The sequence below is a fragment of the Aestuariivirga sp. genome (genome assembly GCF_037139295.1).
GTDB lineage: Bacteria > Pseudomonadota > Alphaproteobacteria > Rhizobiales > Aestuariivirgaceae > Aestuariivirga.
On the sequence record NZ_JBAXGR010000061.1, the window covers coordinates 1 to 22,873 of the forward strand.

At 64.8% G+C, this 22,873-nt stretch carries 21 protein-coding genes; 6 read left to right on the forward strand and 15 right to left on the reverse strand.

What is annotated here, in order from left to right; all coding sequences use genetic code 11:
• Nucleotides 1–14: 14 nt before the first annotated feature.
• Nucleotides 15–1,808, forward strand: coding sequence for an ABC transporter transmembrane domain-containing protein (locus tag WCJ41_RS14570; RefSeq protein ID WP_336906577.1), 1,794 nt, complete (start codon nt 15–17; stop codon nt 1,806–1,808).
• Between the two features lie 162 nt (nt 1,809–1,970).
• Here WCJ41_RS14570 and WCJ41_RS14575 read toward each other — a convergent pair whose 3' ends face one another.
• From WCJ41_RS14575 to WCJ41_RS14630, 12 genes are all read right to left on the reverse strand, one after another.
• Nucleotides 1,971–3,002 carry a peptidoglycan -binding protein gene (locus WCJ41_RS14575; protein WP_336906559.1) on the reverse strand — a complete coding sequence of 344 codons (1,032 nt, stop codon included), beginning with the start codon at nt 3,000–3,002 and terminating at the stop codon, nt 1,971–1,973.
• Nucleotides 3,002–4,024, reverse strand: coding sequence for a flagellar motor protein MotA (locus WCJ41_RS14580; RefSeq protein ID WP_336906578.1), 1,023 nt, complete (start codon nt 4,022–4,024; stop codon nt 3,002–3,004). Before WCJ41_RS14580 ends, WCJ41_RS14575 begins: the two co-directional genes overlap by 1 nt.
• 132 nt (nt 4,025–4,156) lie before the next feature.
• Complete coding sequence (locus tag WCJ41_RS14585) at nt 4,157–5,632, reverse strand: DHA2 family efflux MFS transporter permease subunit (RefSeq protein WP_336906579.1); 1,476 nt, start codon at nt 5,630–5,632, stop codon at nt 4,157–4,159.
• Between the two features lie 47 nt (nt 5,633–5,679).
• Entirely contained in the window at nt 5,680–6,174 is a 495-nt protein-coding gene (locus WCJ41_RS14590) for an isoprenylcysteine carboxylmethyltransferase family protein (protein WP_336906560.1), read from the reverse strand.
• Nucleotides 6,171–7,217: a type III polyketide synthase gene (locus tag WCJ41_RS14595; RefSeq protein ID WP_336906561.1), complete on the reverse strand. Its 1,047-nt coding sequence runs from the start codon at nt 7,215–7,217 to the stop codon at nt 6,171–6,173. The genes WCJ41_RS14590 and WCJ41_RS14595 overlap by 4 nt, the downstream gene beginning before the upstream one ends.
• 200 nt (nt 7,218–7,417) lie before the next feature.
• On the reverse strand, nt 7,418–8,815 hold the full coding sequence (locus WCJ41_RS14600) for an NAD(P)(+) transhydrogenase (Re/Si-specific) subunit beta (protein WP_336906562.1): 1,398 nt from the start codon (nt 8,813–8,815) through the stop codon (nt 7,418–7,420).
• A gap of 4 nt (nt 8,816–8,819) precedes the next feature.
• Nucleotides 8,820–9,125 carry a proton-translocating transhydrogenase family protein gene (locus tag WCJ41_RS14605; RefSeq protein ID WP_336906563.1) on the reverse strand — a complete coding sequence of 102 codons (306 nt, stop codon included), beginning with the start codon at nt 9,123–9,125 and terminating at the stop codon, nt 8,820–8,822.
• 3 nt (nt 9,126–9,128) lie between these two features.
• Nucleotides 9,129–10,235 carry a Re/Si-specific NAD(P)(+) transhydrogenase subunit alpha gene (locus WCJ41_RS14610; RefSeq protein ID WP_336906564.1) on the reverse strand — a complete coding sequence of 369 codons (1,107 nt, stop codon included), beginning with the start codon at nt 10,233–10,235 and terminating at the stop codon, nt 9,129–9,131.
• A 16-nt stretch (nt 10,236–10,251) separates the two neighbouring features.
• Complete coding sequence (locus tag WCJ41_RS14615; protein WP_336906565.1) at nt 10,252–10,542, reverse strand: aa3-type cytochrome c oxidase subunit IV; 291 nt, start codon at nt 10,540–10,542, stop codon at nt 10,252–10,254.
• Between the two features lie 94 nt (nt 10,543–10,636).
• Nucleotides 10,637–11,164: a GNAT family N-acetyltransferase gene (locus tag WCJ41_RS14620; protein ID WP_336906566.1), complete on the reverse strand. Its 528-nt coding sequence runs from the start codon at nt 11,162–11,164 to the stop codon at nt 10,637–10,639.
• Nucleotides 11,161–12,939, reverse strand: a complete 1,779-nt coding sequence (locus tag WCJ41_RS14625) for a M3 family oligoendopeptidase (protein ID WP_336906567.1) — start codon at nt 12,937–12,939, stop codon at nt 11,161–11,163. The genes WCJ41_RS14620 and WCJ41_RS14625 overlap by 4 nt, the downstream gene beginning before the upstream one ends.
• 190 nt (nt 12,940–13,129) lie before the next feature.
• Nucleotides 13,130–14,941 (reverse strand): heavy metal translocating P-type ATPase, encoded by a 1,812-nt coding sequence (locus tag WCJ41_RS14630; RefSeq protein ID WP_336906568.1) that lies wholly within the window; start codon nt 14,939–14,941, stop codon nt 13,130–13,132.
• Nucleotides 14,942–15,182: 241 nt separating this feature from the next.
• Here WCJ41_RS14630 and WCJ41_RS14635 point away from each other — a divergent pair, with 241 nt between their 5' ends.
• The 3 genes from WCJ41_RS14635 to WCJ41_RS14645 all read left to right on the forward strand — a co-directional run bounded on the left by WCJ41_RS14635 (nt 15,183) and on the right by WCJ41_RS14645 (nt 20,538).
• Complete coding sequence (locus WCJ41_RS14635; protein WP_336906569.1) at nt 15,183–16,688, forward strand: sigma-54 dependent transcriptional regulator; 1,506 nt, start codon at nt 15,183–15,185, stop codon at nt 16,686–16,688.
• A 110-nt stretch (nt 16,689–16,798) separates the two neighbouring features.
• The gene (locus WCJ41_RS14640; protein WP_336906570.1) at nt 16,799–18,712 is read left to right on the forward strand and encodes a L,D-transpeptidase family protein; all 1,914 of its coding nucleotides are present in this window, start codon (nt 16,799–16,801) and stop codon (nt 18,710–18,712) included.
• A 302-nt stretch (nt 18,713–19,014) separates the two neighbouring features.
• Nucleotides 19,015–20,538: a DUF882 domain-containing protein gene (locus tag WCJ41_RS14645; protein ID WP_336906571.1), complete on the forward strand. Its 1,524-nt coding sequence runs from the start codon at nt 19,015–19,017 to the stop codon at nt 20,536–20,538.
• Nucleotides 20,539–20,608: 70 nt separating this feature from the next.
• Here the strand turns inward: WCJ41_RS14645 and WCJ41_RS14650 are convergent, their stop codons facing one another.
• From WCJ41_RS14650 to WCJ41_RS14660, 3 genes are read right to left on the reverse strand one after another with little or no spacing between them, the layout of a single operon-like run.
• Nucleotides 20,609–20,875 (reverse strand): DUF2312 domain-containing protein, encoded by a 267-nt coding sequence (locus WCJ41_RS14650; protein ID WP_336906572.1) that lies wholly within the window; start codon nt 20,873–20,875, stop codon nt 20,609–20,611.
• A gap of 19 nt (nt 20,876–20,894) precedes the next feature.
• Nucleotides 20,895–21,194: a DUF1244 domain-containing protein gene (locus WCJ41_RS14655; RefSeq protein WP_336906573.1), complete on the reverse strand. Its 300-nt coding sequence runs from the start codon at nt 21,192–21,194 to the stop codon at nt 20,895–20,897.
• 31 nt (nt 21,195–21,225) lie between these two features.
• Nucleotides 21,226–21,957: an N-formylglutamate amidohydrolase gene (locus WCJ41_RS14660; RefSeq protein ID WP_336906574.1), complete on the reverse strand. Its 732-nt coding sequence runs from the start codon at nt 21,955–21,957 to the stop codon at nt 21,226–21,228.
• Nucleotides 21,958–22,119: 162 nt separating this feature from the next.
• On the opposite strand from WCJ41_RS14660, the gene WCJ41_RS14665 reads away from it, so the two are divergent.
• Nucleotides 22,120–22,548 carry a DUF1036 domain-containing protein gene (locus tag WCJ41_RS14665; protein WP_336906575.1) on the forward strand — a complete coding sequence of 143 codons (429 nt, stop codon included), beginning with the start codon at nt 22,120–22,122 and terminating at the stop codon, nt 22,546–22,548.
• Nucleotides 22,548–22,873 (forward strand): pyruvate kinase (locus WCJ41_RS14670; protein WP_336906576.1); only part of this gene is annotated, 326 nt, incomplete at its 3' end. The genes WCJ41_RS14665 and WCJ41_RS14670, both read left to right, overlap by 1 nt.

Consider the following 22,873-nt stretch of genomic DNA (forward strand, 5'->3'; position numbering starts at 1 on the left):
CTAGAACTGCGGCCATGAGCAATCCATACGAAGACGAGGCCCGGCGCCGCCCGAAGAGCCGGAACCTCCGCCCCCTCCTCCGCCTCACCCCCTTCCTCCGGCCCTACCTGCGGCAGATGTTTTTCGCGCTGATCGCGCTGCTGGCCGCCGCAGGCGCCACGCTGGCCGTACCTGTCGCCGTCCGCCGCATCATCGACAACGGCTTCACCGCCGAGAACGCGCTGCTCGTCGACAAGTACTTCCTCGCCATGCTGGCCGTCGTCGTCGTGCTGGCCGTCGGCTCGGCGTTGCGCTTCTACTTCGTGATGTGGATCGGCGAGCGCGTGGTGGCCGACATCCGCGACGCGATCTTCAGCCACCTCCTCAGCCTCAGCCCCGCCTTCTTCGAAACACAGCGCTCCGGCGAAGTGCTGTCGCGCCTGACGGCGGACACGACGCAGATCAAGTCCGCCTTCTCCTCCACCGCCTCGATCGCGCTGCGCAACGTGGTGATGCTCATCGGCACCATCTTCATGATGGTGGCCTCGAGCCCGAAGCTGGCCGGACTGTCGCTGCTCGCGCTGCCGCTCATCGTGCTGCCGCTCGTCACCTATGGCCGCCGCGTGCGGAGCCTGTCGCGCCTCGCGCAGGACACGCTGGCCTCCTCCGCGGCCTTCGCGCAGGAGCGGCTGCTGGCCGTTTCCACCGTGCAGGCCAATGTGCAGGAGAATGCCGCCCGTCGCCTGTTCAACAGTGCCACGTCCGAAGCGTTTGGCGCTGCTGCCCAGCGCACCTTCGCGCGCGCCATCCTGACCGCCCTCATCATCGGTGTCGCTGCAGGCGCCGTCGTCATCCTGCTGTGGTACGGCGCGAACACCGTCATCTCCGGCACCATGTCGCCCGGCACGCTCAGCCAGTTCCTGATCTATGCGATCCTCGCGGCCTCATCGATGGGCCAGCTGTCGGAAGTCTGGGGCGAAGTGCAGCTCGCTGCCGGTGCCGCAGAGCGCATATCGGAACTGCTCGACGAGAAGCCGATCATCACGGCGCCCGCCGTTCCCCAGCCTCTGCCGCTACCGCCGCAAGGCAGGCTGGCGCTGGAGCATGTCATCTTCGCCTATCCGACACGCCCCGAGCAGGATGCGCTGATCGATGTGTCCTTCAGCGTGAAGACCGGCGAAACGGTGGCCATCGTCGGCCCATCAGGCGCGGGCAAGACCACCATCTTCGCCCTCGTGCAGCGCTTCTTCGACCCGCAGAAGGGCATCGTCACCGTCGATGGCGTCGACGTGAAGACGGCCGTGCCGCAGGAGGTGCGCGAGCGCATCGCCGTCGTGCCGCAGGAGACCGTCATCTTCTCCGGCACCATCATCGACAACATCCGCTTCGGCAAGCCGGAGGCGAGTGCGGAGGATGTTCTCGAAGCCGCACGTGCGGCGCGGGTCGACGAGTTCGCCGAGCGGCTTCCGCATGGCTACGACACGCAGGTGGGCGAGCGCGGCGTCACGCTGTCGGGCGGCCAGCGCCAGCGCATCGCCATCGCGCGGGCCATCCTGCGTGATGCGCCGATCCTGCTGCTCGACGAGGCAACGAGCGCACTCGACGCTGAAAGCGAGGCTTTCATCCAGCAGGCCATCGAGAAGCTCACCGCCAACCGGACCACGCTGGTCATCGCCCACCGGCTGGCAACCGTGCGCAACGCCGACCGCATTCTGGTGCTCGACGGCGGTGAACTCGTCGCCGAGGGAACCCATGCGGAGCTGATCAACACCAGCCCGCTTTATGGAAGGCTGGCCAAGCTGCAGTTCACCGCACAGGCGGCGGAGTAGCACCTCTCCTTCCGTCACCTTCGCCCGGCTCAACCGGGCGATCCCTTTTGGCGGCAGAAGGCGATGGAAGGCCGCTAGGAAGCCATTCCCTGGCTCTCAGCTAGGGGGATACCAGCCAGGGTCGCTGCCCAAAAACAATCGTTACGAACTCTTCTGCAAGCCTCACCGCTCCGTCAGCTTCAGCTCGATGCGGCGGTTCCTGGACTTCGCCTCTTCGGTCGAGCCCGGATCGATCGGCTGGAACTCGCCGAAGCCCGCCGCCACGAGGTGCTGCGGCGACACGCCATTGGCGATCAAGAAGTTGACGACCGCGATGGCGCGCGCTGACGATAATTCCCAGTTGGACTTGAACTGAGGCGACTGGATCGGGTCCACGTCGGTGTGGCCGTCGACGCGCAGCACCCAGGCGATGTCCGGCGGGATTTCCCGTTCGAGCTGCTTCAGCGCGTCGGCAAGCTTCAGCATTTCGGCCTGGCCCTCAGGGTTCAGCGTGGCCTGCCCCTTGGGAAACAGCACCTCCGCCTGGAACACGAAGCGGTCACCCACCACGAGGATGTCGGAGCGCTGCGACAGGATCTGCCGCAGGCGGCCGAAGAATTCCGAGCGGTAGCGCGTCAGCTCCTGCACGCGCTGCGCCAGCGCGGAGTTGAGCCTCTTTCCGAGGTCTGCAATCTGGGCTTCCGACGCCTTGTTCTTGCTCTCAGCATCTGACAGCAGCGCGTTCAGCGATTGCAGCTGGCGGCGCATGGCGGCGATCTGCTGGTTGAGTAGCTCGACCTTGGCCAGCGCCTCGGAGGTAATGGACTTCTCCTTGTCGAGCGACGTCTGGAGACCTGAGATCGTCACGTTCGCGGCGTCGCCCTTCGCACCCTCGCCCTCGAGCAGGGCGGAGAGCGATGCGCTCTTGTCCTTCTCCGTGGCGAAATCATCCTGAAGAGCCGAGAGCGTGGATTCGGCGTCGGCCTTGGCCGCCTTCTCCAGCGCCAGCAATTGCGTCAGCTCGGCGATCTGGGCGCGCAACTGGCCAAGCGCCGAGTCCTGCCCGGTGATCTGCCGCGCCAGCAGGAACTGCGACACGATGAAGACGGACAGCAGGAAGGTGATGACCAGCAGCAGCTGCGCCATGGCGTCGACGAAGCCCGGCCAGTAGGCATCTTCCGTGCCGCGCCCGCGCCTGCGGTTGAGCCCTGCCATTACGGGCGCTCATCCTCGCGCGCGCGGGGCGTGCCGCGGGCAAGCGGCCCGGTGGCGCGGATCAGCAGGCGCTGGATTTCGTTCTGCTGGGTCTGCTGGCCCTGCGCCCATTGCCGCACGATCTTCTGTTCCTCGCGCATCTGAGACACGAGGCCGGCAACGGCATCGGCCAGCTGCTCGATCGAATCGGTGTTCTCCGTCCGCGGCGCGGAAGACGGCACGGCACCGCCAAGGGGGGCCGGGCGCTGGTTCTCTATCACATGGCTCAGCTTCTCCACCGCCCGCTGCAGCGCCTGCACTTCGGAGCGGAGCAGCTGCGGCGTGATGCCGGAAGCCCCACCCTGCACCGCCATGTCGCTGCCGGAACCAGCCGCCACGTCGGTGATGGAGGACAGCCAGTCCTCGAGGTCGATGTAGAAGCGGTTCTGCGCCTGTGCCGCCTTGAGGTCGAGGAAGCCAAGGATCAGCGACCCGGAAAGACCGAGCAGCGAGGACGAGAATGACAGGCCCATGCCCTGCAACGGCGCCTGCAAGCCCCGCTTCAGCTGGTCGAACAGTGTGGCGGACTGGGTGGAGGACACGTCCAGCCCCTCGATGGCCCCACTGATCGACTGCACGGTTTCGAGCAGGCCCCAGAAGGTGCCGAGCAGGCCGAGGAAGATGAGCAGGCCCACGAGATAGCGCGACAGGTCGCGCGATTCATCGAGTCGCGAGGCAAGCGAATCGAGCACCGAGCGCATGGTGACGGGCGACAGCGAGGCGTCCTGCCGGTTCTTCAGCAGGAAGGCCATGGGGGCGAGCAGTCCCGGCGGGCGGGCGTCGTCGGGGTCGCCCTCGCGGAACCGGTTGACCCAGTTCACCTCGCGGAACAGCCGCCATACCATGCGGAAGGAATGGAGGATGCCGAACAGCAGCGTGGCGACGATCACCCCGTTGAGCATCGGGTTGGCCATGAAGGCGCTCAACAATCCGGGCAGAATGACCACCACAAGGATGCCCACCAGCAACACGAAGACCGTCATATGCACGAGATAAACTCGTGGTGGATCAAGAGGTTGGGTTGCCGCTGGTTCAGCCATTCTGGATCTCGACGCTACGCATGATTGCCCTTGCCGGCGAAGCTAGACCATTGCGAGGCGTTGCGGGAGAGGTTTTCAGGCTTTGGCACGCCGCGCCGCCAACAGTGCCAGGATGGCGACGAGCGTGATCCCCGCCAGCATCGCCCAAGCCTCATTCACCGCCATGGAAAGCGCTGCCTTCTCCACCTTGTCCTGCAGCTCGCCCAGCGCATCGACGTCGATCGAGCCATCCGCCAGTGCCGCAAAATCATCGAGCTGAATGCCGACGAAGCCGGCGGCGTCGGCACTGCCTGCCTTCATCTGTTCGACCAGCCGGTCCCCCAGCACCGGCGCGCGGCCATAGAGCAAGGTGTCGATCAGCGCGATGCCGATGGCGCCGCCGAGGTTCCGCATCAGGTTGAACAAGCCGCTGGCATCGGGAACCTGCGCGTCCTCCAGCAGGCCCAGCGCCAGCCGGGTGGGTGGCAGCAGGCAGAACATGATGGCAGCACCGCGCACCACCTGTGGCCAGAACATCTGGTCGTAATCCGTCGCGGGCGTCTGGAAGCCGCTGAGGCCCAGCCCGATTCCGAAGGTAAGAAAGCCGAGTGCCGAGAGGAGCCGCGAGTCCATCCGCTTGTCCAGCTGCACGGCAAGTGGCGCCACCAGCAGCTGCGTGGCCCCGGTCACCAGCATGATGCGCCCGATTTCAAGCGCCCCGTGCCCGCGCACGAAGGCAAGGAACACCGGCATGAGATAGACCGACCCGAACAGGCCGACACCCAAGGCAAAGCTCATGATGCAGCCAACGAGGAAATTCCGTTCACGGAACAGGCGCAGCTCGGCGATGGGATGGCTGCCCTTCAGCGAGCGCGCCACGAAGCCCGCGGTCGACGCCGCACTCAGCGCCAGAAGGGACACCACCACGCCGGATAGCCAGCCGCGGTCCGGCGCTTCCTTCAGCCCGATCTCGAGCGACGCCAGCGCCATGGCGAGGAACAAAAGCCCCGCCATGTCCAGCCGCCGCAGCTCGCCTGGGTTTACGGCAGAGCGCGGCAGGAAGATGGCTGCCGCCACCGCCGCCACGATGCCGGGCACGATGTTGATCAGGAACAGCATGTGCCATGACCAGCTCTCGGTCACCCAGCCGCCCACGACGGGCCCGATGGTCGGCGCCAGAACGGCCAGCACGCCGGCAATCGTTGTGGCCAGCCCCTGCTGCCGCAGCGGGAACAGCAGGAACACGGCGGAGAATACGGCGGGGATCAACGAGCCGCCGGAGAAGCCCTGCACAACGCGCCAGAAGATCAGGCTCTCGAATCCGGTGCTCGCCGCGCAGCCCGCTGACGCGATGGTGAACAGCGAGATCGACACGATGAACAGCCACCGCATGCCGAGAAGGCGTGTCAGGAACCCGGTCAGCGGAATAGCGATGATCTCGGCGATCAGATAGGCCGTCTGGATCCAGCTCATCAGCTCCGGCGCGATGCCAAGTGCGGACTGGATGTTGGGCAGCGACGTTGCCACCACCTGGATGTCGAGGATGGCCATGAACATGCCGAGCGCCATCATGGCAAAGCCCGCCCATGTGGCGGGCGAGGTGCGCTCAGGCGCGTGGTTCACGGCGGTGTGCCGGCCAGTGCGGTAGCCTCGGCGCGGATGCGGATCGTGAGCACCGCCGCATTGGCGATCGAGAAGATGATCGCGAACCACCACAGGCCGAGGCACAGCGGCAGCACCGCGATCTCACCGATCACCACCAGATAGTTGGGATGCGACACGAAGCGGTAAGGCCCCTTCGCCACCAGTGGCGCACCGGGCAATACGATGATGCGCGTCGTCCAGCGCGGCCCCAGCGTCATCAGCACCCAGACCCGTGCGAATTGCAGCAGCACGAAGATGCCGAACCAGAAGGCCGAGACGGGTTGCGATGCGCCGAACACCCACAGGCCTGCAAGCCACAGCGCATGCAGCGCCACGATCAGCGGATAATGCCCGGGCGCATGCTCGACAGCGCCCTGCGCCAGCAGTGCCTTGGTGTTGCGTTGCGCCAGCACCAGTTCGGCGAGGCGCTCCAGCGTCACGAACGCGAGAAGAAGAATGGCGGGTGTCATGCGGCCAGCAACGTGGCAGTGGCTGCACTGAAGCCCGGCCCCATCGCCGTCATCAGCGTGCGCTTCGGCAGGCCCGTGGCGAGCGCGCGCTCCAGCACGAAGAACACGGTGGGGGCCGACATGTTGCCATAGGCCTCCAGCACCGCGCGCTCATCGGCCAGCAGGCCCTGCGGCAGCGACAGCGCACGTTCGAGTGCCGTCACCACCTTCGCGCCGCCCGGATGGCAGACGAAGCGATCAACGTCGCCGAGGCTGATGCCGGAGCGCCCCAGCATCATGTGCACCGCCGGGCCGAAATGTTCCTCGGCAAAGGGCGGTATCGAGCGATCGAAGATCACGCCGAGGCCTTCCGCATCGACCGACCATCCCATGATGTCCAGCGTGTCGGGCCATGTGTGCTGTACGGTGGATTCGATTTCCGCCACGCCGCCCTCGTCGGTTCGCATCACGAGGGCCGCCGCGCCATCGCCGAACAGCGCGGTCGCCACCACATTGGCCTTGGTCAGCTGGTCACTGCGGAAGGACAGCGTGCAGGTCTCGACGGCGACCAGCAGCACGTTGGTCCCGGGCTGCGACTTCGCCAGCCGTGCCGCGATCGACAGGCCAGAAACGCCGCCCGCACACCCAAGCCCGAACACCGGCACGCGCTCCACGCCTGCCCTGAAGCCCATCTTGTCTGCCACGCGCGCATCGAGGCTGGGCGTGGTGATGCCGGTCGAGGACACCGTCACCACCGTGTCGATGTCCGCAGCCTTCAGCCCGGCCCTGGCCAAAGCCTGGGTTGCCGCATCGATGAACAGCTTGCAGGCCCCGTCGACATAGGCCTCGCTCCGCTCGGGCCAGCCCAGCGGCTGCATGTACCAGTCGATGGGCCTGACGGCGTGGCGTTTGCGGATGCCGGAAGTCATGAACACGCCCGCCACCTGCTCGAAGCCGTCGAAGCGGCCACCAAAGGCGGAGGTTGCGAAAGAGGCTGCGTCAGACTGACTGATTACGTGCGGTGGCACGGCCGTCGCCAGCGAGAGAATCCGGGCAGTCTGCATCGGCACGGCACCTTTTTGACTGTGTTGTGCAACGAATTGCTACGCCACGCGGATCACAGTTATTCCGCGCCGGCGCCTGTCGCCCTCACCTTGCCAAGGCCTGACCGGGGCATCCTTTACACGGTCTACAAAAAGGATGCGCGGGTCAAGCCCGCGCAACGTGATCTGGTTTCATGAACGATGATGCAAGTGACGGCTGCTCAGCCCATCGACTTGTTGATCTCTTCCGTCATCTTCTTGGCGTCGCCGAACAGCATCATGGTGTTGTCGCGCCAGAACAGCGGGTTGTCGACGCCGGCATAGCCTGATGCCATGCCGCGCTTGATGAACATCACCGTCTTGGCCTTCCACACCTCGAGAACCGGCATGCCGTAGATGGGCGACGTCGGGTCATCCTTGGCCGACGGGTTGGTCACGTCATTGGCGCCGATGACGAAGGCCACGTCCGCCTGGCCGAAGTCGGAGTTGATGTCCTCGAGTTCGAAAACCTCGTCATAGGGCACGTTGGCCTCTGCCAGCAGCACGTTCATGTGGCCGGGCATGCGGCCGGCCACCGGGTGGATGGCATACTTGACGGAAACACCCTGTTCCTTGAGGTGGTCGCCCATCTCGCGCAGCGCATGCTGGGCCTGGGCCACCGCCATGCCGTAGCCCGGCACGATGATGACGGAACCGGCGTTCTTCATGATGAAGGCCGCATCCTCGGCCGAGCCCTGCTTCACGGGCTTGGCTTCACCGCCCTTGGCGGAGGGTCCGGCACTCTCGCCGCCGAAGCCGCCGAGGATGACCGAGATGAAGGAGCGGTTCATGCCCTTGCACATGATGTAGGACAGGATCGCACCCGAGGAGCCGACGAGCGCGCCGGTGATGATGAGGGCCGTGTTGTGCAGCGTGAAGCCGATGCCAGCCGCCGCCCAGCCCGAATAGGAGTTGAGCATCGACACGACGACCGGCATGTCGGCGCCGCCGATCGGGATGATCAGCAGGAAGCCCAGCGCCAGCGAGATGGCGATGATCGCCCAAAACCACAGCCACACCGGGCTCATGTAGAACAGCACGATGCAGGCGACGAGACCGAGGCCCAGCGCGATGTTGATGGCATGGCGCGCCGGCAGCATGATGGGCGCGCCCGACATGCGGCCATCGAGCTTCAGGAAGGCGATGATCGAGCCGGTGAAGGTGATGGCGCCGATGGCGGCGCCCAAGCTCATCTCGATGCGCGAGATCGGCTGGATCAGCCCGTCCATCACGATGTGGAAGGCTTCCGGCGCATAGAAGGCGGCGAGCGCCACGAACACCGCGGCAAGGCCGACGAGCGAGTGGAAGGCCGCGACCAGCTGCGGCATGGCCGTCATGGCGATCTTCTTGGCCGCCGTGCCGCCGATGACGCCGCCGATGGCAAGGCCCAGCACCACGAGACTGATCACCATGGGCGACAGCTGCATGGTGGCGAGCGTGGTAAGGATGGCAATGCCCATGCCCACCATGCCGTACATGTTGCCCTGCCGCGAGGTTGCGGGCGACGACAGGCCCCGCAGCGCCATGATGAACAGCGCGCCGGAGACGAGATAGAGAAGGGCTGCGAGGTTGACCGACATGCGCCTACTTGTCCTTCTTCTTGTACATGGCGAGCATGCGGCTGGTGACCATGAAGCCACCGAAGATGTTGATGGACGCGAGGATCAGCGCCAGGAAGCCGAAGATCATGGCGACCACCGAGCCAGACGCCAGGGCGCCCACGCCCACGGCGAGAATCGCACCCACCGCGATGACCGACGAGATGGCGTTGGTGACGCTCATCAGCGGCGTGTGAAGGGCCGGCGTCACGTTCCATACCACGTAGTAGCCCACGAACACCGCCAGCACGAAGATGCCGAACAGCGAGACAAACGGATCGATCGCTTCCATCACTCAGGCTCCGAACATGGGGTGCACCAGCGCGCCGTCCCTGGCGATCATGGTTCCCTTGATGCATTCATCGGCGTCGTCGATCTTGAGCGCGCCGTCCTTGATCATCAGGTCGAGGAAGTTCATCAGGTTCTTGGCGAACAGCGGCGAGGCATTGCCGGCGAGCTTGCCCGCAAGGTTCACCGTGCCGACGATCTTCACGCCATGGTGCTCGACAATCTCGTCCGGTCTCGACAGCGGGCAGTTGCCGCCGCGCTCCACCGCCAGGTCGACGATGATCGAGCCGGGCTTCATGCTCTCAACCATTTCCTGGGTGATCAGCACGGGTGCGGGGCGCCCGGGGATCAGTGCCGTGGTAATGATCACGTCCTGCGTCCTCACATGAGCCGCAACGAGGGCCGCCTGCTTGGCCTTGTCCTCGGCCGAGAGTTCCTTGGCATAGCCGCCGGAGGTGGCCGCATCGGCGATGTCGGCATAGACGAACTTGGCCCCTAAGCTCTTCACCTGTTCTTCCGTCGCCTTGCGCACGTCGGTGGCCGACACGATGCCGCCCAGGCGGCGCGCCGTGGCGATGGCCTGCAGGCCAGCCACGCCCACGCCCATGATGAACACCTTGGCCGCGGGCACGGTGCCGGCGGCCGTCATCATCATCGGGAAGGCGCGGGTGAAGTGGAAGGCGGCGTCGATCACCGCCTTGTAGCCCGCGAGGTTGGCCTGCGACGACAGGATGTCCATCGACTGGGCGCGGGTGATGCGCGGCATCAGCTCCATGGCGAAGGCCGTGGCGCCCGAGGCAGCGATGGCATCGAGCCCTGCCTTGTCGCCATAAGGCTCGAGGCCACCCATGAGGATGGCCCCGCGCTTGAGTGATGACAGGAGTTCGCCCGAGGGGCGGCGGACCGTGAGCACTACGTCGGCATCGCCGAAGCCTGACGGCACGATCTTGGCGCCAACGGCGGCGAAGGCGTCATCGGGGATTGAAGCCCCCTTGCCGGCGCCCGCCTGGACGACGACTTCGGCGCCCTTCTTGACAAAGGCCTTGACGGTATCGGGGCTGGCCGCAACGCGGCTCTCCCCAACCTGTGTTTCCGTGGGAATCGCGATTTTCATGAGAACGCCTTGCTGGTCAGGAAACCGACACGGCGGTGAATAATCCGAAGATCACCAGCCAGCCAACCGAGATATACCAGTTGTGGCTGGCCCGGAGGTCGACGATCAGCGCGATGGCGCCGATGATGAGGCCGGCAAAGCCGATCAGCACGTTGCCCTTGTCGATGAAGGCGAAGGCGCAGAGCGCCACCAGCACGTAAAGGCAGAAGATGGTGAGGACCACGGAGCCCTTCAGGAAGCCGGCGTAAGTGGAGTGCGCCTGCTCGTAATCCATCGCGTTGGACGTGTGCGTGCCGTGCTCGGCCATTGATTCCCCCAAAAGCTAAAAACTCGTTGCTGCGCCGTTTGTAGCCACTCCCGCCCAGTGCCGCAAGCGGCGAGGGTCGGCCAGCGGCGATCCGTCACGCGAACCCGGCGAGCTCTTCCAAGTTACGGAAAACATAGATGGATTCAGGAAGTTCATGGCCCTCCCAGCGATAGGTTTCGGCTTGTGCGAAGCTGGCCCCCACCCCCTGATAAAAGGCCAGTGCAGGCGCATTTTCCGTCAGCACGCCGACGGACAGCGCACGGCCGCCTCGCGCCAGCCATTCACCGGCCACCAGCCCCAGCAGCCGGCGCCCGATGCCCCGCCGGTGATGGCGCCGCAGCACATAGAGGGCGAAGATGTGCCCATCCGCCCCCGCAACCATGGGTTCGGACAGCGCCCCGGCCCGGATGAAGCCTGCCGCCGCACCCTCCTCCTCGGCGAGGAAGGTCACCCCGTCACCTGCCAGATAGTCCTGCCAGCGGGCGATGCGATCCGCCACGTCGACGTTGTCGAGGATCGTGGACGGCACGATCCCCGCATAGGCCTCCCGCCAGCCCGCCACATGCAGCCGGGCAATGGCCTCGGCATCGGCGACGGTGGGAACGCGGCAGCTTGCCGTCACATCTTCTCCAGCTCGTCGATCATGCCGGAGATCACCGAGAGACCCTTGTCCCAGAACTTCGGGTCGGCCGCATCGAGGCCGAAGGGCCGCAGCAGGTCGGAGTGGTGCTTGGTGCCACCCGCCTTCAGCATCTCGAAATACTTGTCCTGGAAGCCCTGCTCGCTCTCGCGGTAGCGGGCATAGAGCGAGTTCACCAGGCAGTCGCCGAAGGCATAGGCATAGACATAGAAGGGCGAGTGGATGAAATGCGGGATATAGGTCCAGAAGGTCTCGTAGCCCTCGCCGAACTTGATTGCGTCGCCGAGGCTCTCATGCTGGATGCTCATCCAGATTGCGTTGATCTGGTCGGGCGTCAGCTCGCCCTCTTTCCGCGCCTCATGCACCTTGCGCTCGAAGCTGTAGAAGGCGATCTGGCGCACCACCGTATTGATCATGTCCTCGACCTTGGAAGCGAGCAGGATCTTGCGCTTCTTCGGGTCCGTGGTCTTGGCCAGCAGCGCCTGGAAGGTCAGCATTTCGCCGAACACGCTCGCCGTCTCGGCCAGCGTCAGCGGTGTCGAAGCCATCAGCGCACCCTGCTTGGCGGCGAGCACCTGGTGCACGCCATGGCCCAGTTCATGGGCCAGCGTCATCACATCCCGCGTCTTGCCCAGGTAATTGAGCAGCACGTAAGGATGCGCTGACGGAACGGTCGGGTGCGCGAAGGCGCCCGGCGCCTTGCCGGGCCGCGACGGCGCATCGATCCAGCGCTTGTCGAAGAAGGTCCTGGCGATCGCGGCCATCTCGGGTGCGAATTCTCCGTAGGCGGACAATACCATCTCCTGCGCTTCCGCCCACGGCACTTCGCGCGTGTCTTCCGAGGGCAGCGGCGCATTGCGGTCCCAATGCATCAGCTGGTCCTTGCCCAGCCACTTGGCCTTCATGCGGTAATAGCGGTGCGAGATCTTCGCATAGTTGCGCCTGACCGATTCAACGAGAGCAGCCACAACTTCGGGCTCCACGCGGTTCGAGAGATGGCGCGCATCGGCGATGTCGCCGAAGCCGCGCCAGCGGTCGGAGATCTCCTTGTCCTTGGCCAGCGTGTTGGTGATCAGCGTGAACAGCTTCACGTTCTCGCCGAAGGTCTTGGCCAGTGCGTCCGAGCCCTTCTTGCGCACAGCCTCGTCCGGGCTCTGCATCATGTTGAGCGTGGGCTCAAGGGAGAGCTTCTCGCCATCGACCTCGAAGCGAAGCCCCGCCATGGTCTCGTCGAACAGCCGGTTGAAGGCGGCGGATGACGTCTGCGACTTCTCGAGGAACAGCTCCTCCAGCTTGTCGTCGAGCTGGTAGGGCTTTTCCATGCGCAGGTTGTCGATCCATGGGCGGTAATGGGCGAGAGCGGGCACCTTCATCGCCTCTTCCAGCGCCTTGTCATCGATGCGGTTCAGCTCGAGTTCGAAGAACAGGAGAAGCGTCGAGATGTCGGTCAGCTTGGCGGAGACATCGCCGTAGAACTTGCCGCGTTTCGAATCCGTCGTGTCGCCCACATAATAGAGCTGCGCATAGGAGCCGGTGCGTCCCAGCAGGTCGGACAGTGCCTCATAGTCCTTCAGCGCCGCAGCCAGCCCCTCACCGCCAAGTGACGCCAGATTGCCGCGATAGGTCTCCGCGAAGGCCTTGGCAAGCTCTTCGCCCCGCTTCATGTCCGCGGCAAACTGCGGATCCTCCGGCGAGGCGTAGAGGTCGGCGAGGTTCCACTCGGGAAGCGGTCCAAGCGTCTGGGCGGCAGCGGTCATGGTCTGGTCCTTCGCAAAGCGTGAGTGGCTGATATGGCGCAGCCCATGGCAGTCGGCAACCCGGGACGCATTAAATTGGCGTCATGCGGCCGTTTTCACCTTGCCCCGGCTTGTCCGGGGCATCTTCCATCGTGGCAGCCAGAGAGGATGCGCGGATCACGTCCGCGGAAGGAGAGAACCCGGGTGAAGTCTACCGCAATGCCCTGAGCGCGTTGAGGATCACCGCCACGTCGATGGCCTCCTGCAGCAGCGCACCTTCCACCACCGTGATGAAGCCGAAGGCCGCCGCGATCATCGCTGCAAAAGACATGCCCAGCCCGGCGAGAACGCTCTGCACCGCGATGGCACGCGCCCTTCGCGCAGCGGCGAGTCCCTCCGCCAGCCGCGTCAGGTCATCGACCAGCAGCACCGCGTCGGCGGATTCTGTGGCGGCCGCCGAACCCGTGGCCCCCATCGAGATGCCGACGTCGGCCACTGCAAGGGCGGGCGCATCGTTCACGCCGTCACCCACCATGAGGGTGATGCCCGACTGACGTTCGGCACGCACGATCGCCACCTTCTCATCAGGTTTCAACGCGCCGCGCAAAACGTCGAGGCCCAGCCCCTCGCCAATCCGGTCCACCACGGCCTGCGCATCGCCCGAGGCCAGCACGATGCGCTTGATGCCAGCCTGCCGCAGCTTCTGCAGCGCCAGTGGTGTTTCGGGTCGCACCGCATCGGCCAGCAGAAAATGCCCGGCGAGCCGCCCTGAAACAGCCAGCGCCGCCAGCGCCGTTCCCGGCTCGCGCTCAGGCGGCGGCAAGGCGGACAGGCCAAGCTTTCGCGCGACGAAGTCATGTCCGCCGATGATCACCCGGTGGCCCTCGACGATGCCCTCCAGCCCCTCGCCCGCCGTCTCGTGAACGTCCTGCGGATAGGCGAGCGTGAGGCCGCGCGCCTGCGCCGCCGCAACGATTGAAGCCGCCGTCACATGCGCCGAAGCCTGTTCGAGCGAGGCGGCAAGCCGCAGCATCTCGTCGGCCTGCCAGTGCGCGGCGGGAATGATGCCGCCAAGTTCGGCGCGACCCTTGGTGAGCGTGCCCGTCTTGTCGATGACGAGGTTCACCGCGCGCGCCATGGTCTCCAGCACCGGGCCGCCCTTCATCAGCACGCCGCGCCGTGCCGCCTTGCCCATGCCTGCGATGATGGCAACCGGCACGGCGAGGATGAGTGGGCATGGCGTCGCCGAGACCAGCACGGCCAGCATGCGGATGTGATCGCCAGTGAAATACCAGGTACCCCCCGCCAGCGCGACGGTGACGAACAGGAACACCAGCGCATAGCGGTCGGCCAATCGCACCATCGGCGCTTTCGCCGCCTGTGCCGCCTGCACCAGGCGCACGATGCCGGCATAGGTACTCTCGGAGGCCGGCCTTGTGGCCACCATGTCGAAGGCCGTGTCGAGCGAGCGCGCGCCGGATTGCACATCCTGCCCCTCGGCGCTCTTCACCGGAACGGATTCACCCGTCAGCGCCGCCATGTCGAGCAATGCGCGGCCGTTGCTCACCCGCCCGTCCACCGGCACGATGTCGCCTTGCCGCATCAACAGCCGGTCGCCCGGCCGGATGGCGTCAATGGCCACTTCCTCGAGGTGCCCGTCGCTGTAGCGCAGCGCCGTCTTGGGAACCCGCGCCAGCAGCGCCTTCATGTCGGCCCGCGCCCTGTTGGCGGCATAGTCCTCCAGCAACTGTCCGCCGGCATACATCAGCGCCACCACGCCCGCCGCCAGCGTTTCGCCGAAAGCCAGCGCCGCCGAGATCGAGATGCCCGCCACGAGGTCGAGCCCCACCTCGCCCGCGAGCAGCGAGGTGACGATCTCATAGAGCAGCACCGCAAGCACGGCACCTGCGGGAACGCCCCAGATCCAGCTCTGGTAGGCGCCAAGGCCCACATATGGCGCAAGCAAGCCGCCCACGAGGCCGGCCACGGCGAGGATGAACAGGGTGATGCGAAGCGGGTTCAAGATTTCTCCTTCAGGTTGCCCAGTCTGCCGCTCCTATTCATGCGTGCCATGACACGGATCAAAAAATGCCATTCTCCAATCGATTGCGAGTGTCTCCAAACGTGGCTCTTCATTAACGGCGCCTTTACCGGCCCCTGTCACCTTAGGCGTAAGGAAGAGGCGAGTCGCTCACCCTCCGGATGCTCAGTCCGGACCGCCTTGTCCTCGGCAAGAAACACATAAAGAAGAAGACCACAGGCGCATGGCTGTCCGCGTTCTCATCGTCGAAGACGATCCGGCTCAACGAAGAATTCTCGAGGAAATGGTTCGCCGCTTCGGTTGCGATCCCATGCCGGTGAATGGGGGCATGAAGGCGCTGGAGGTGCTGAAAAGCCAGTCCGGCGGCACGATTGAACTGGTCATCCTCGACCTCAACATGCCGGAAATGACCGGGCTTGAGTTCCTCGAGCGCATGCAGGCGATCCGCGGCGACCTGCCCGTCATCGTGCAGACGGCACAAGGCTCGATCGAGACCGTCATCAAGGCCATGCGCGCCGGCGCTGACGACTTCGTTGTAAAGCCGGTGAGCCCGGAGCGTCTCCGCGCCTCTGTGCAGAACCTCCTCAAGGTCAACGCCCTCACCGAAGAGGTCAAGCGGCTGAACAAGAAGGTCGGCGGTGCGCTGAGCTTCTCCGACCTCATCGCGTCGTCGCCTGCCATGGCCAATGTGATCCGCCTCGGCCGCCGCGGTGCGGCCTCCAACATCCCGATGCTGATTGAAGGCGAATCCGGCGTCGGCAAGGAAATGATCGCCCGCGCCATCCAGGGCGAGTCAGACCGCGCAGGCCGCCCCTTCGTCGCCGTCAATTGCGGCGCCATCCCTGAAAACCTCGTGGAATCGATCCTTTTCGGCCATGAGAAGGGCGCCTTCACCGGCGCCACCGGCAAACACATGGGCAAGTTCCAGGAGGCCGACGGCGGCACGCTGTTCCTCGACGAGGTCGCCGAATTGCCGCTCGACATGCAGGTCAAGCTGCTGCGCGCCATCCAGGAAGGCGAGGTCGACCCCGTCGGCTCCCGCCGCCCGGTGAAGGTCAACATCCGCCTGATCTCGGCCACCAACCGCAACATGATCGAAATGGTGAAGGCCGGGCAGTTCCGCGAGGATCTCTATTATCGCCTGAACGTTTTCCCCGTCATGGTTCCACCGCTGCGAGACCGCAAGGAAGACATTCCGGCCCTCGTCGATCACTTCATCACCCGCTTCGCGGCCGAGGAAGGCCGCAAGGTGCGCGGCATCACGTCGGAAGCGCTCGGGCTGCTCAGGGCCTATTCCTGGCCGGGCAACGTCCGCCAGCTCGAGAACACAGTGTTCCGCGCCATGGTCCTGTGCGAGGGCGGAAAGCTCGACGTCGAGGACTTCCCGCAGGTCGCCTCGCTGGTCGAGGGCTACGAAATCAAGATCCCGCCTGCCCCGCATCTGGCGCCCAAGCCTGCCCTGCCGCAGGGGGCTGCCGCCATCGCCGGCGGCGCAAGCCTGCCCAAGGGCGGCCAGGCGGTTGCCGATGGCGTGGCCTTCGGCATTCCCGTCGTCACTGACGGCGGCCACATCCGCAAGCTCGACGAGGTTGAAGCCGACATGATCCGCCTGGCGCTGGCCCGCTACCAGGGCCAGATGTCGGAAGTCGCCCGCAAGCTGGGCATCGGCCGATCGACGCTCTACCGCCGCATGAAGGACCTCGGCCTCGAAGAGGCAGCTAGCGGATAATACTTACGCTCGGTTGCGGCAAAAAAATTGCAATTGAGTGTGATTTGACATTCTGTCCCGCCGGCGCTGTTAAGAGGGCCGGACGTGGGCGCCGCGCAGGTGGGAATTCTATGAAGCCGTTTGTCAGATCGAGTATCCTTGCCGTGATGGCGGCCTTGTTGCTGGGCGGCACGGCACCAGCGGATGCGGCTGCCAAGAAGCGCAAGCCCACCTTCCTCGAACAGTTGTTCGGCAATTCCAGCAATCAAGCGCCCAAGAAACGCCGAACGGTGTTCGGCGGCGGCCTCAAGAACGAGGACAACTTCGGCGACACCTATACCTATGCCGGGGATGAAGCGCCGCAGAAGCTGTCGAAGCGCCGGAAGGTGACGATCGCCGATGCCGATCCGGGCGGCGACCAGGGCTACGGCATGGGCAACCTCACCTATGTGCCTCCCAAGCTCGTCAACCTCTCCGCGATCAGCCTGAGCGACGCCCGGCCCACCACGCCGGATGCCGCCGCGATCTGGGATCAGCTCACCGCCGAAGGCACGTCGCTGCGCGTTCTGCCCGCCGCGCGTGATGCCCTTCTCGCCCAATATGCTTCGCGCTCCTACCGTCCTGTCTGGCTGGCGGATGGCAAGCTTTCAGAGCGCGGCAAGGACGTGCTGAAGCTGCTGGCCAGCGCCGGCGACGACGGGCTGCAGCCCCAGACCTATCTGCCGACCAGCCTGACAGCCTTCGATGCGCCGCTTCCTGAAAACGATACGGCAGCCATGGCCCGCCTCGACATCGACCTGTCGGCGGCAACGCTGCGCTACGCGCGTGATGCCTCGGGCGGACAGTTCGACCCTGCCCTGCTGTCGCGCTACCATGACCTGCAGCCGCCATGGGTAGCACCCGACAAGGCGATCAAGGTCATTGCCAACACGCCCTACCCCGTTCAGTACCTGAGCAGCCTCAACCCCATCCACCCGGCCTTTGCCGCCATGAAAAAGGCGCTGGCCGAACTCCGCGCCGAGCAGGCCATCCCGAGGGACGACAAGATTCCCGACGGCGAGATCGTCAAGAAGGGCGACAGCGACCCGCGCATTCCTGCCCTGCGCACCCGCCTTGCCGAACTGGGCTTCACCGCCGAACCGGCGGATGACATCGAGCCGGTTCTCCTCGATGCGGAACTCTCGGTGCAGCTGCGCCTGTTCCAGAAGCAGGCGGGCATCAAGATCACCGGCGCGCTCGGGCCCCAGACGGTTCTGGCCCTCAACAGTGCCGGCGCCGGCGGCAGCGTCGACAAGCTGCTCGACAACATGGAACGCCTCCGCTGGCTGCCGCGCGACCTTGGGTCACGCTATGTCTTCGTCAACCAGGCCGCCTTCGAGGCGAAGGTCATCAAGGATGGCAAGCCCGAGTGGACGACGCGCGTCATCGTCGGCAAGCCCGACACCCAGACGTCGGTGTTCAACGACGAGATGGAGATGGTGGTGTTCAACCCCTCCTGGGGCGTGCCGCCGTCGATCATCGCCAACGAGTATCTGCCCAAGCTGCGGGCCGACCCGGGCTATCTCGACCGGATGGGCTTCAAGGTGGTGACCCAGGATGGCAAGGTCGTATCGTCGCGCTCGGTCGGCTGGGGCAACTACGGCTCCAAGATCCCCTATGGCATCCAGCAGCCGCCGGGCGAAAAGAACGCCCTGGGCGAGATCAAGTTCCTGTTCCCCAATGCGCATGACATCTACATGCACGACACGCCCTCGCGTGAACTGTTCGAACGTGACATGCGCGCCTTCAGCCATGGCTGCGTACGCGTCCAGAACCCGCGCGAATTCGCCACCGTGGTGCTCGGCTGGACGCCGGAGGATGTCGCGGCCAAGCTCGACAGCAAGGCCAGCGAGACGGTGCGCCTGAAAGACAAGCTGCCCGTCCACATCAGCTATTTCACCGCATGGCCGGATGATGAGGGCAAGATCGTCTATTTCAACGACATCTATGGCCGCGACCGGCCGCTCGAGAACGCCCGCACCTCGACCCTCGTGGCGCAGCGCTGAGAGACTTTGAATCCCCGGCTTGGCCGGCAGAGTCGGCAGAACCCCGCTGCAGATTTTTCGACCATCGCCACCCTGGGTTAATCCACAATCGACTAACACCCCGTTAAGCTGCTGTTAAACATAATCATTTAGCATTAACGGAATGCCGCCTCACGGTGGCCTCATTCTTGTTCGAAACGCCGTTTCAGTGTAAGCCGACCCATTGCAGGGGATTGGCAGGCTGGACGAAGCACCAGAGGAACCGGAAAACCGGTTGTAAGTGGGGTATGGGTTTGGACTGCAGGGAAGCTGGACTTCGCAACGTGTTCACTCGCTGGAAGAAGCTCGCCGCATCGACGGCCGTGGCTGCCATGATTGGCGCCGGCGTATTCCTGAGCTTGAATGGAACCGCCCATTCAGGCGGTGAGACGCGTACACTCTCCCTCTACCACGTCCACACCAAGGAACGCCTCAACATCACCTACATGAAGGACGGCAAGTACATTCCGTCCGCCATGAAGAAGATCAACTATCTGATGCGTGACTGGCGCCGCAACGAGGTGATCACCATCTCGCCGCGCACCATCGACCTGATGTGGGAACTGCATGCCGACCTGGGTTCGAGATCGCCCATCCACATCGTCTGCGGCTACCGCAGCCCCAAGACCAACGCCTTCCTCAAGAAGGTCGGCCGCAACGTGGCGCGCAAGAGCCAGCACATGGTGGGCCACGCCATCGACCTCTATTTCCCCGACGTGCCGACCATAAAGATTCGCAACTCGGCGCTGGTGCGCCAGGTGGGTGGCGTCGGCTATTACTCCTCCGGCGGCGGCCCGACCGGCTTCCTCCACATCGACAATGGCAACGTGCGCCACTGGGGTCCTGCGATCAGCCAGGTGCAGATGGCCAAGATCATGCGCGACTACCGCAAGACGGTTGGCGCCCGCATCAACAAGAAGGGCATGAAGGCCGTTCCGGAAGTGGAAGTCGCCGCAGCCGATCCCACCGCCGCCAGGCTTCCTTCCCAGATGGAGGGTGACGACGAGGGCGATGCCGAGAACGTGAAGCTCTCGTCCAAGAAGAAGATCCCGCTCGAAACCGCCTACAGCAATGGCGACGACGAAGAACTGGCCAGCATGAGCGAGGACGTGTCCGCCGCTCCGGCCAAGCCCAAGGCGAAGCCCGAGGACGATAGCCAGGACCAGGCTGACGGCACCGAGACCGTGGCCGAGGCCGAGGGCGTCGATCAGGGCTACCCCGTTCCCAAGCCGCGTCCGAAGCCCATCGAAGTGCTGATGATGGCGGCCGTCAACATGAAGATCGAACCGGCCTCTGCCCCGCCGCCGGACCAGACCGCGCGCACCTCGCCCGTCGCCGGCAATTCGCAGGGCTATGTCATCGCCCCCGAGAGCCTGACCGAATCCGCCTCGCTCGAATCCAACGCCGCCGCCAAGACCAGCCTCACCGAGGACATCGAGAACGGCGACGCGCAGAACGTTCCCACCATCCGCACCATCACGGCGTCCGCCTCGGGCGATGACCTGTTCTGGTGGCCCACGCAGCTGGTGTTCGACTCCAACAAGGCCGTGCGCCGCGACGGAGCGCCCCAGCAGTTCTCCTCGGGCTCGACCGCGGTTGCCACCATGCTGCCGGGCGTCAGTGACGCCCAGGCCGAAGAGCCGCCGCAGACTCAGCGCCTCGCCGTCGCCCAGATGGCGCCTGCCCCGCAGGAAGCCGCTTCCGGCAAGGGCGACATGCTGGTGGTCAACCGCGAAGGCAAGGGCAGCCTGCTGGTTTCGGCCACGCCGCTGAAGCTCGGCCAGGCCGACACCGCCCCGGCCCAGTAATCATCACCCATCGCATGAAAAAGGGCCGCCCCATGGGGCGGCCCTTTTCGATTGAGCGATCGCTGACGGCTTACGCCGCCTCCTCGGATTTACCGGGGATCATGCCGAGAGCCGCAAGGTAGACGTCGAGCATCGATTCCTCTTCCTCGCGCTCGGCGGCGTCCTTCTTGCGCAGGCTGATCACCTTGCGCAGGATCTTGGTGTCGAAGCCGTTGGCCTTGGCCTCGGCATAGACTTCCTTGATGTCGCCGGCGATGGTCTTCTTCTCCTCCTCGAGGCGCTCGATGCGCTCGACGATGGACTTCAGCTGGCCGTGGGCGAATGTCGTCTTGTTCATTTGGTTGGCTCCCCGGAATTCAGTGCTTGTGGGACTGGGCGAACTTCGCCTTCTGGTCGTCGCTGGCGGCGGCCTGGTGCTTGGCCTTCCACTCGTCATAGGTCACGCCATAGACCATGGTGCGGGCCTCATCGCGGCTGACGGCAACGCCCTTGGCCTTGGCTGCATCCTCGAACCAGTTGGACAGGCAGTTGCGGCAGAAGCCGGCCAGATTCATCATGTCGATGTTCTGCACGTCCGTGCGGGTCCGCAGATGCTCAAGCAGGCGGCGGAAGGCAGCAGCCTCGAGTTCGGTCTTGGTCTTGTCGTCGATGTTCATGGTCCTTCAGCGCCCTTGCAATCCGGGTCCGTCACCCGGCATTCATAATCGGTTCGATCACCCGGGCCACCCGTTCCACCCAGTCGTCCACACCTGTTTTGGTGGCGATCAGATCCTGCCGAACCTCGATCAGGGCGTGCGGCAGGCCGGGAACGGTGCCGTGGGTGTTGAGCGTATCGCCTTCGAGTGCCCCGTGATAGGGCTCATTGTCGCCCACCACAAGGTCACCCTGCGCCGCAAAGCCGCGGATCATGGCGGTGGCAACCGCCTCGCCCCGGTCCCACAGGATGCCCACGTGCCAGGGCCTCGACCAGCCCCGCCAAACGGGCGTGAAGGAGTGGATCGACACAATGAGGGGCGTGAACCCCTGCCCCTGGACAGCCCGGATGGTCTCCGCGATTGCCCGGTGGTAGGGCGCGTGGAAGTGCTCGATCCGCCGCTGCCGCTCGGCCTCGTCCAGGTTGCGGTTGCCCGGCACAGCCGCCCCGTCCGAAATCTGCATGATCAGGGTGGGATCGTCCAACCCGCGGTTGGGGTCGATCAGCAGTCGCGAGAACCGCGACAGCACGGCTGGCGCTCCCAGCCTGTCCGCCAGCCCAAGCGTCAGGTCCCGGGCGCCAATGTCATAGGCGATGTGGCGGGTGAACTGGGTGGGATCTATCCCTAAGTCGTCATATTCCGCCGGAACCGCGTTCGAGGCGTGGTCGCACAGCAAAATCAGCGGTGTAGGAGCTGTTCCTGCCACAATTTCGTACGCATCCATGGGCGAAATCTTTGTCATGGACTGGCCATATAGATGAGGCTAATCCCTCAGTCATCCGGTTACGCCGCGCAAATCACTGGGCTTTTGCTCATTGGGTTGACGTGGCCTAAGTCAGATTGGAAAGCTATGACAGATTCGCGGAATTTTTCCGGAGGCGGCAGAATGCTTCGCAACACGGCGCTGGCGACAGGCGCGCTCTTGATGGCCGGTTTCATGGCCGCCCCAGCCAAGGCCGATCTCAAGCTCTGCAACAAGACGGAAAGCCGCGTCGGCGTGGCCTTGGGCTACAAGGACAAGGAAGGCTGGGCCACCGAGGGCTGGTGGACCATTGCGCCGCAGAAGTGCATGCCGCTGCTCAAGGGCGATCTCATCGCCCGTTATTATTATGTCTTCGCAGTCGATTATGACAAGGGCGGCTCGTGGGGCGGCAAGTCCTTCATGTGTACACGTGACAAGGTCTTCACCATCCGCGGCATCGAAGATTGCGAAGGTCGCGGCTACACCAAGACCGGCTTCTTCGAGGTCGACACGGGCGAGGAAAAGGACTGGACCGTCTCGCTCTCCGGCGAGAAGACCACGCAAGGAAAATAATGCGCCGAAATCGCAAAGTGAAGATCGTGGCGACGCTGGGACCCGCGTCGTCATCGCCCGAGATGCTGGAAAAGCTGTTCCGCGCCGGCGTCGATGTGTTCCGCATCAACATGAGCCACACCCAGCATGACCTGCTGCGCCAGCTCCACAAGGACATCCGCGCCGTCGAGGCGCGGCTCAAGCGCCCCATCGGCATTCTCGCCGATCTGCAGGGCCCGAAGATCCGCATTGGCACCTTCGCGGCGAAGGAAGCAAGGCTGCTGCCTGACGACATCTTCATTTTCGACACCGACAAGACTCCGGGTGACGCCACGCGTGTTCACCT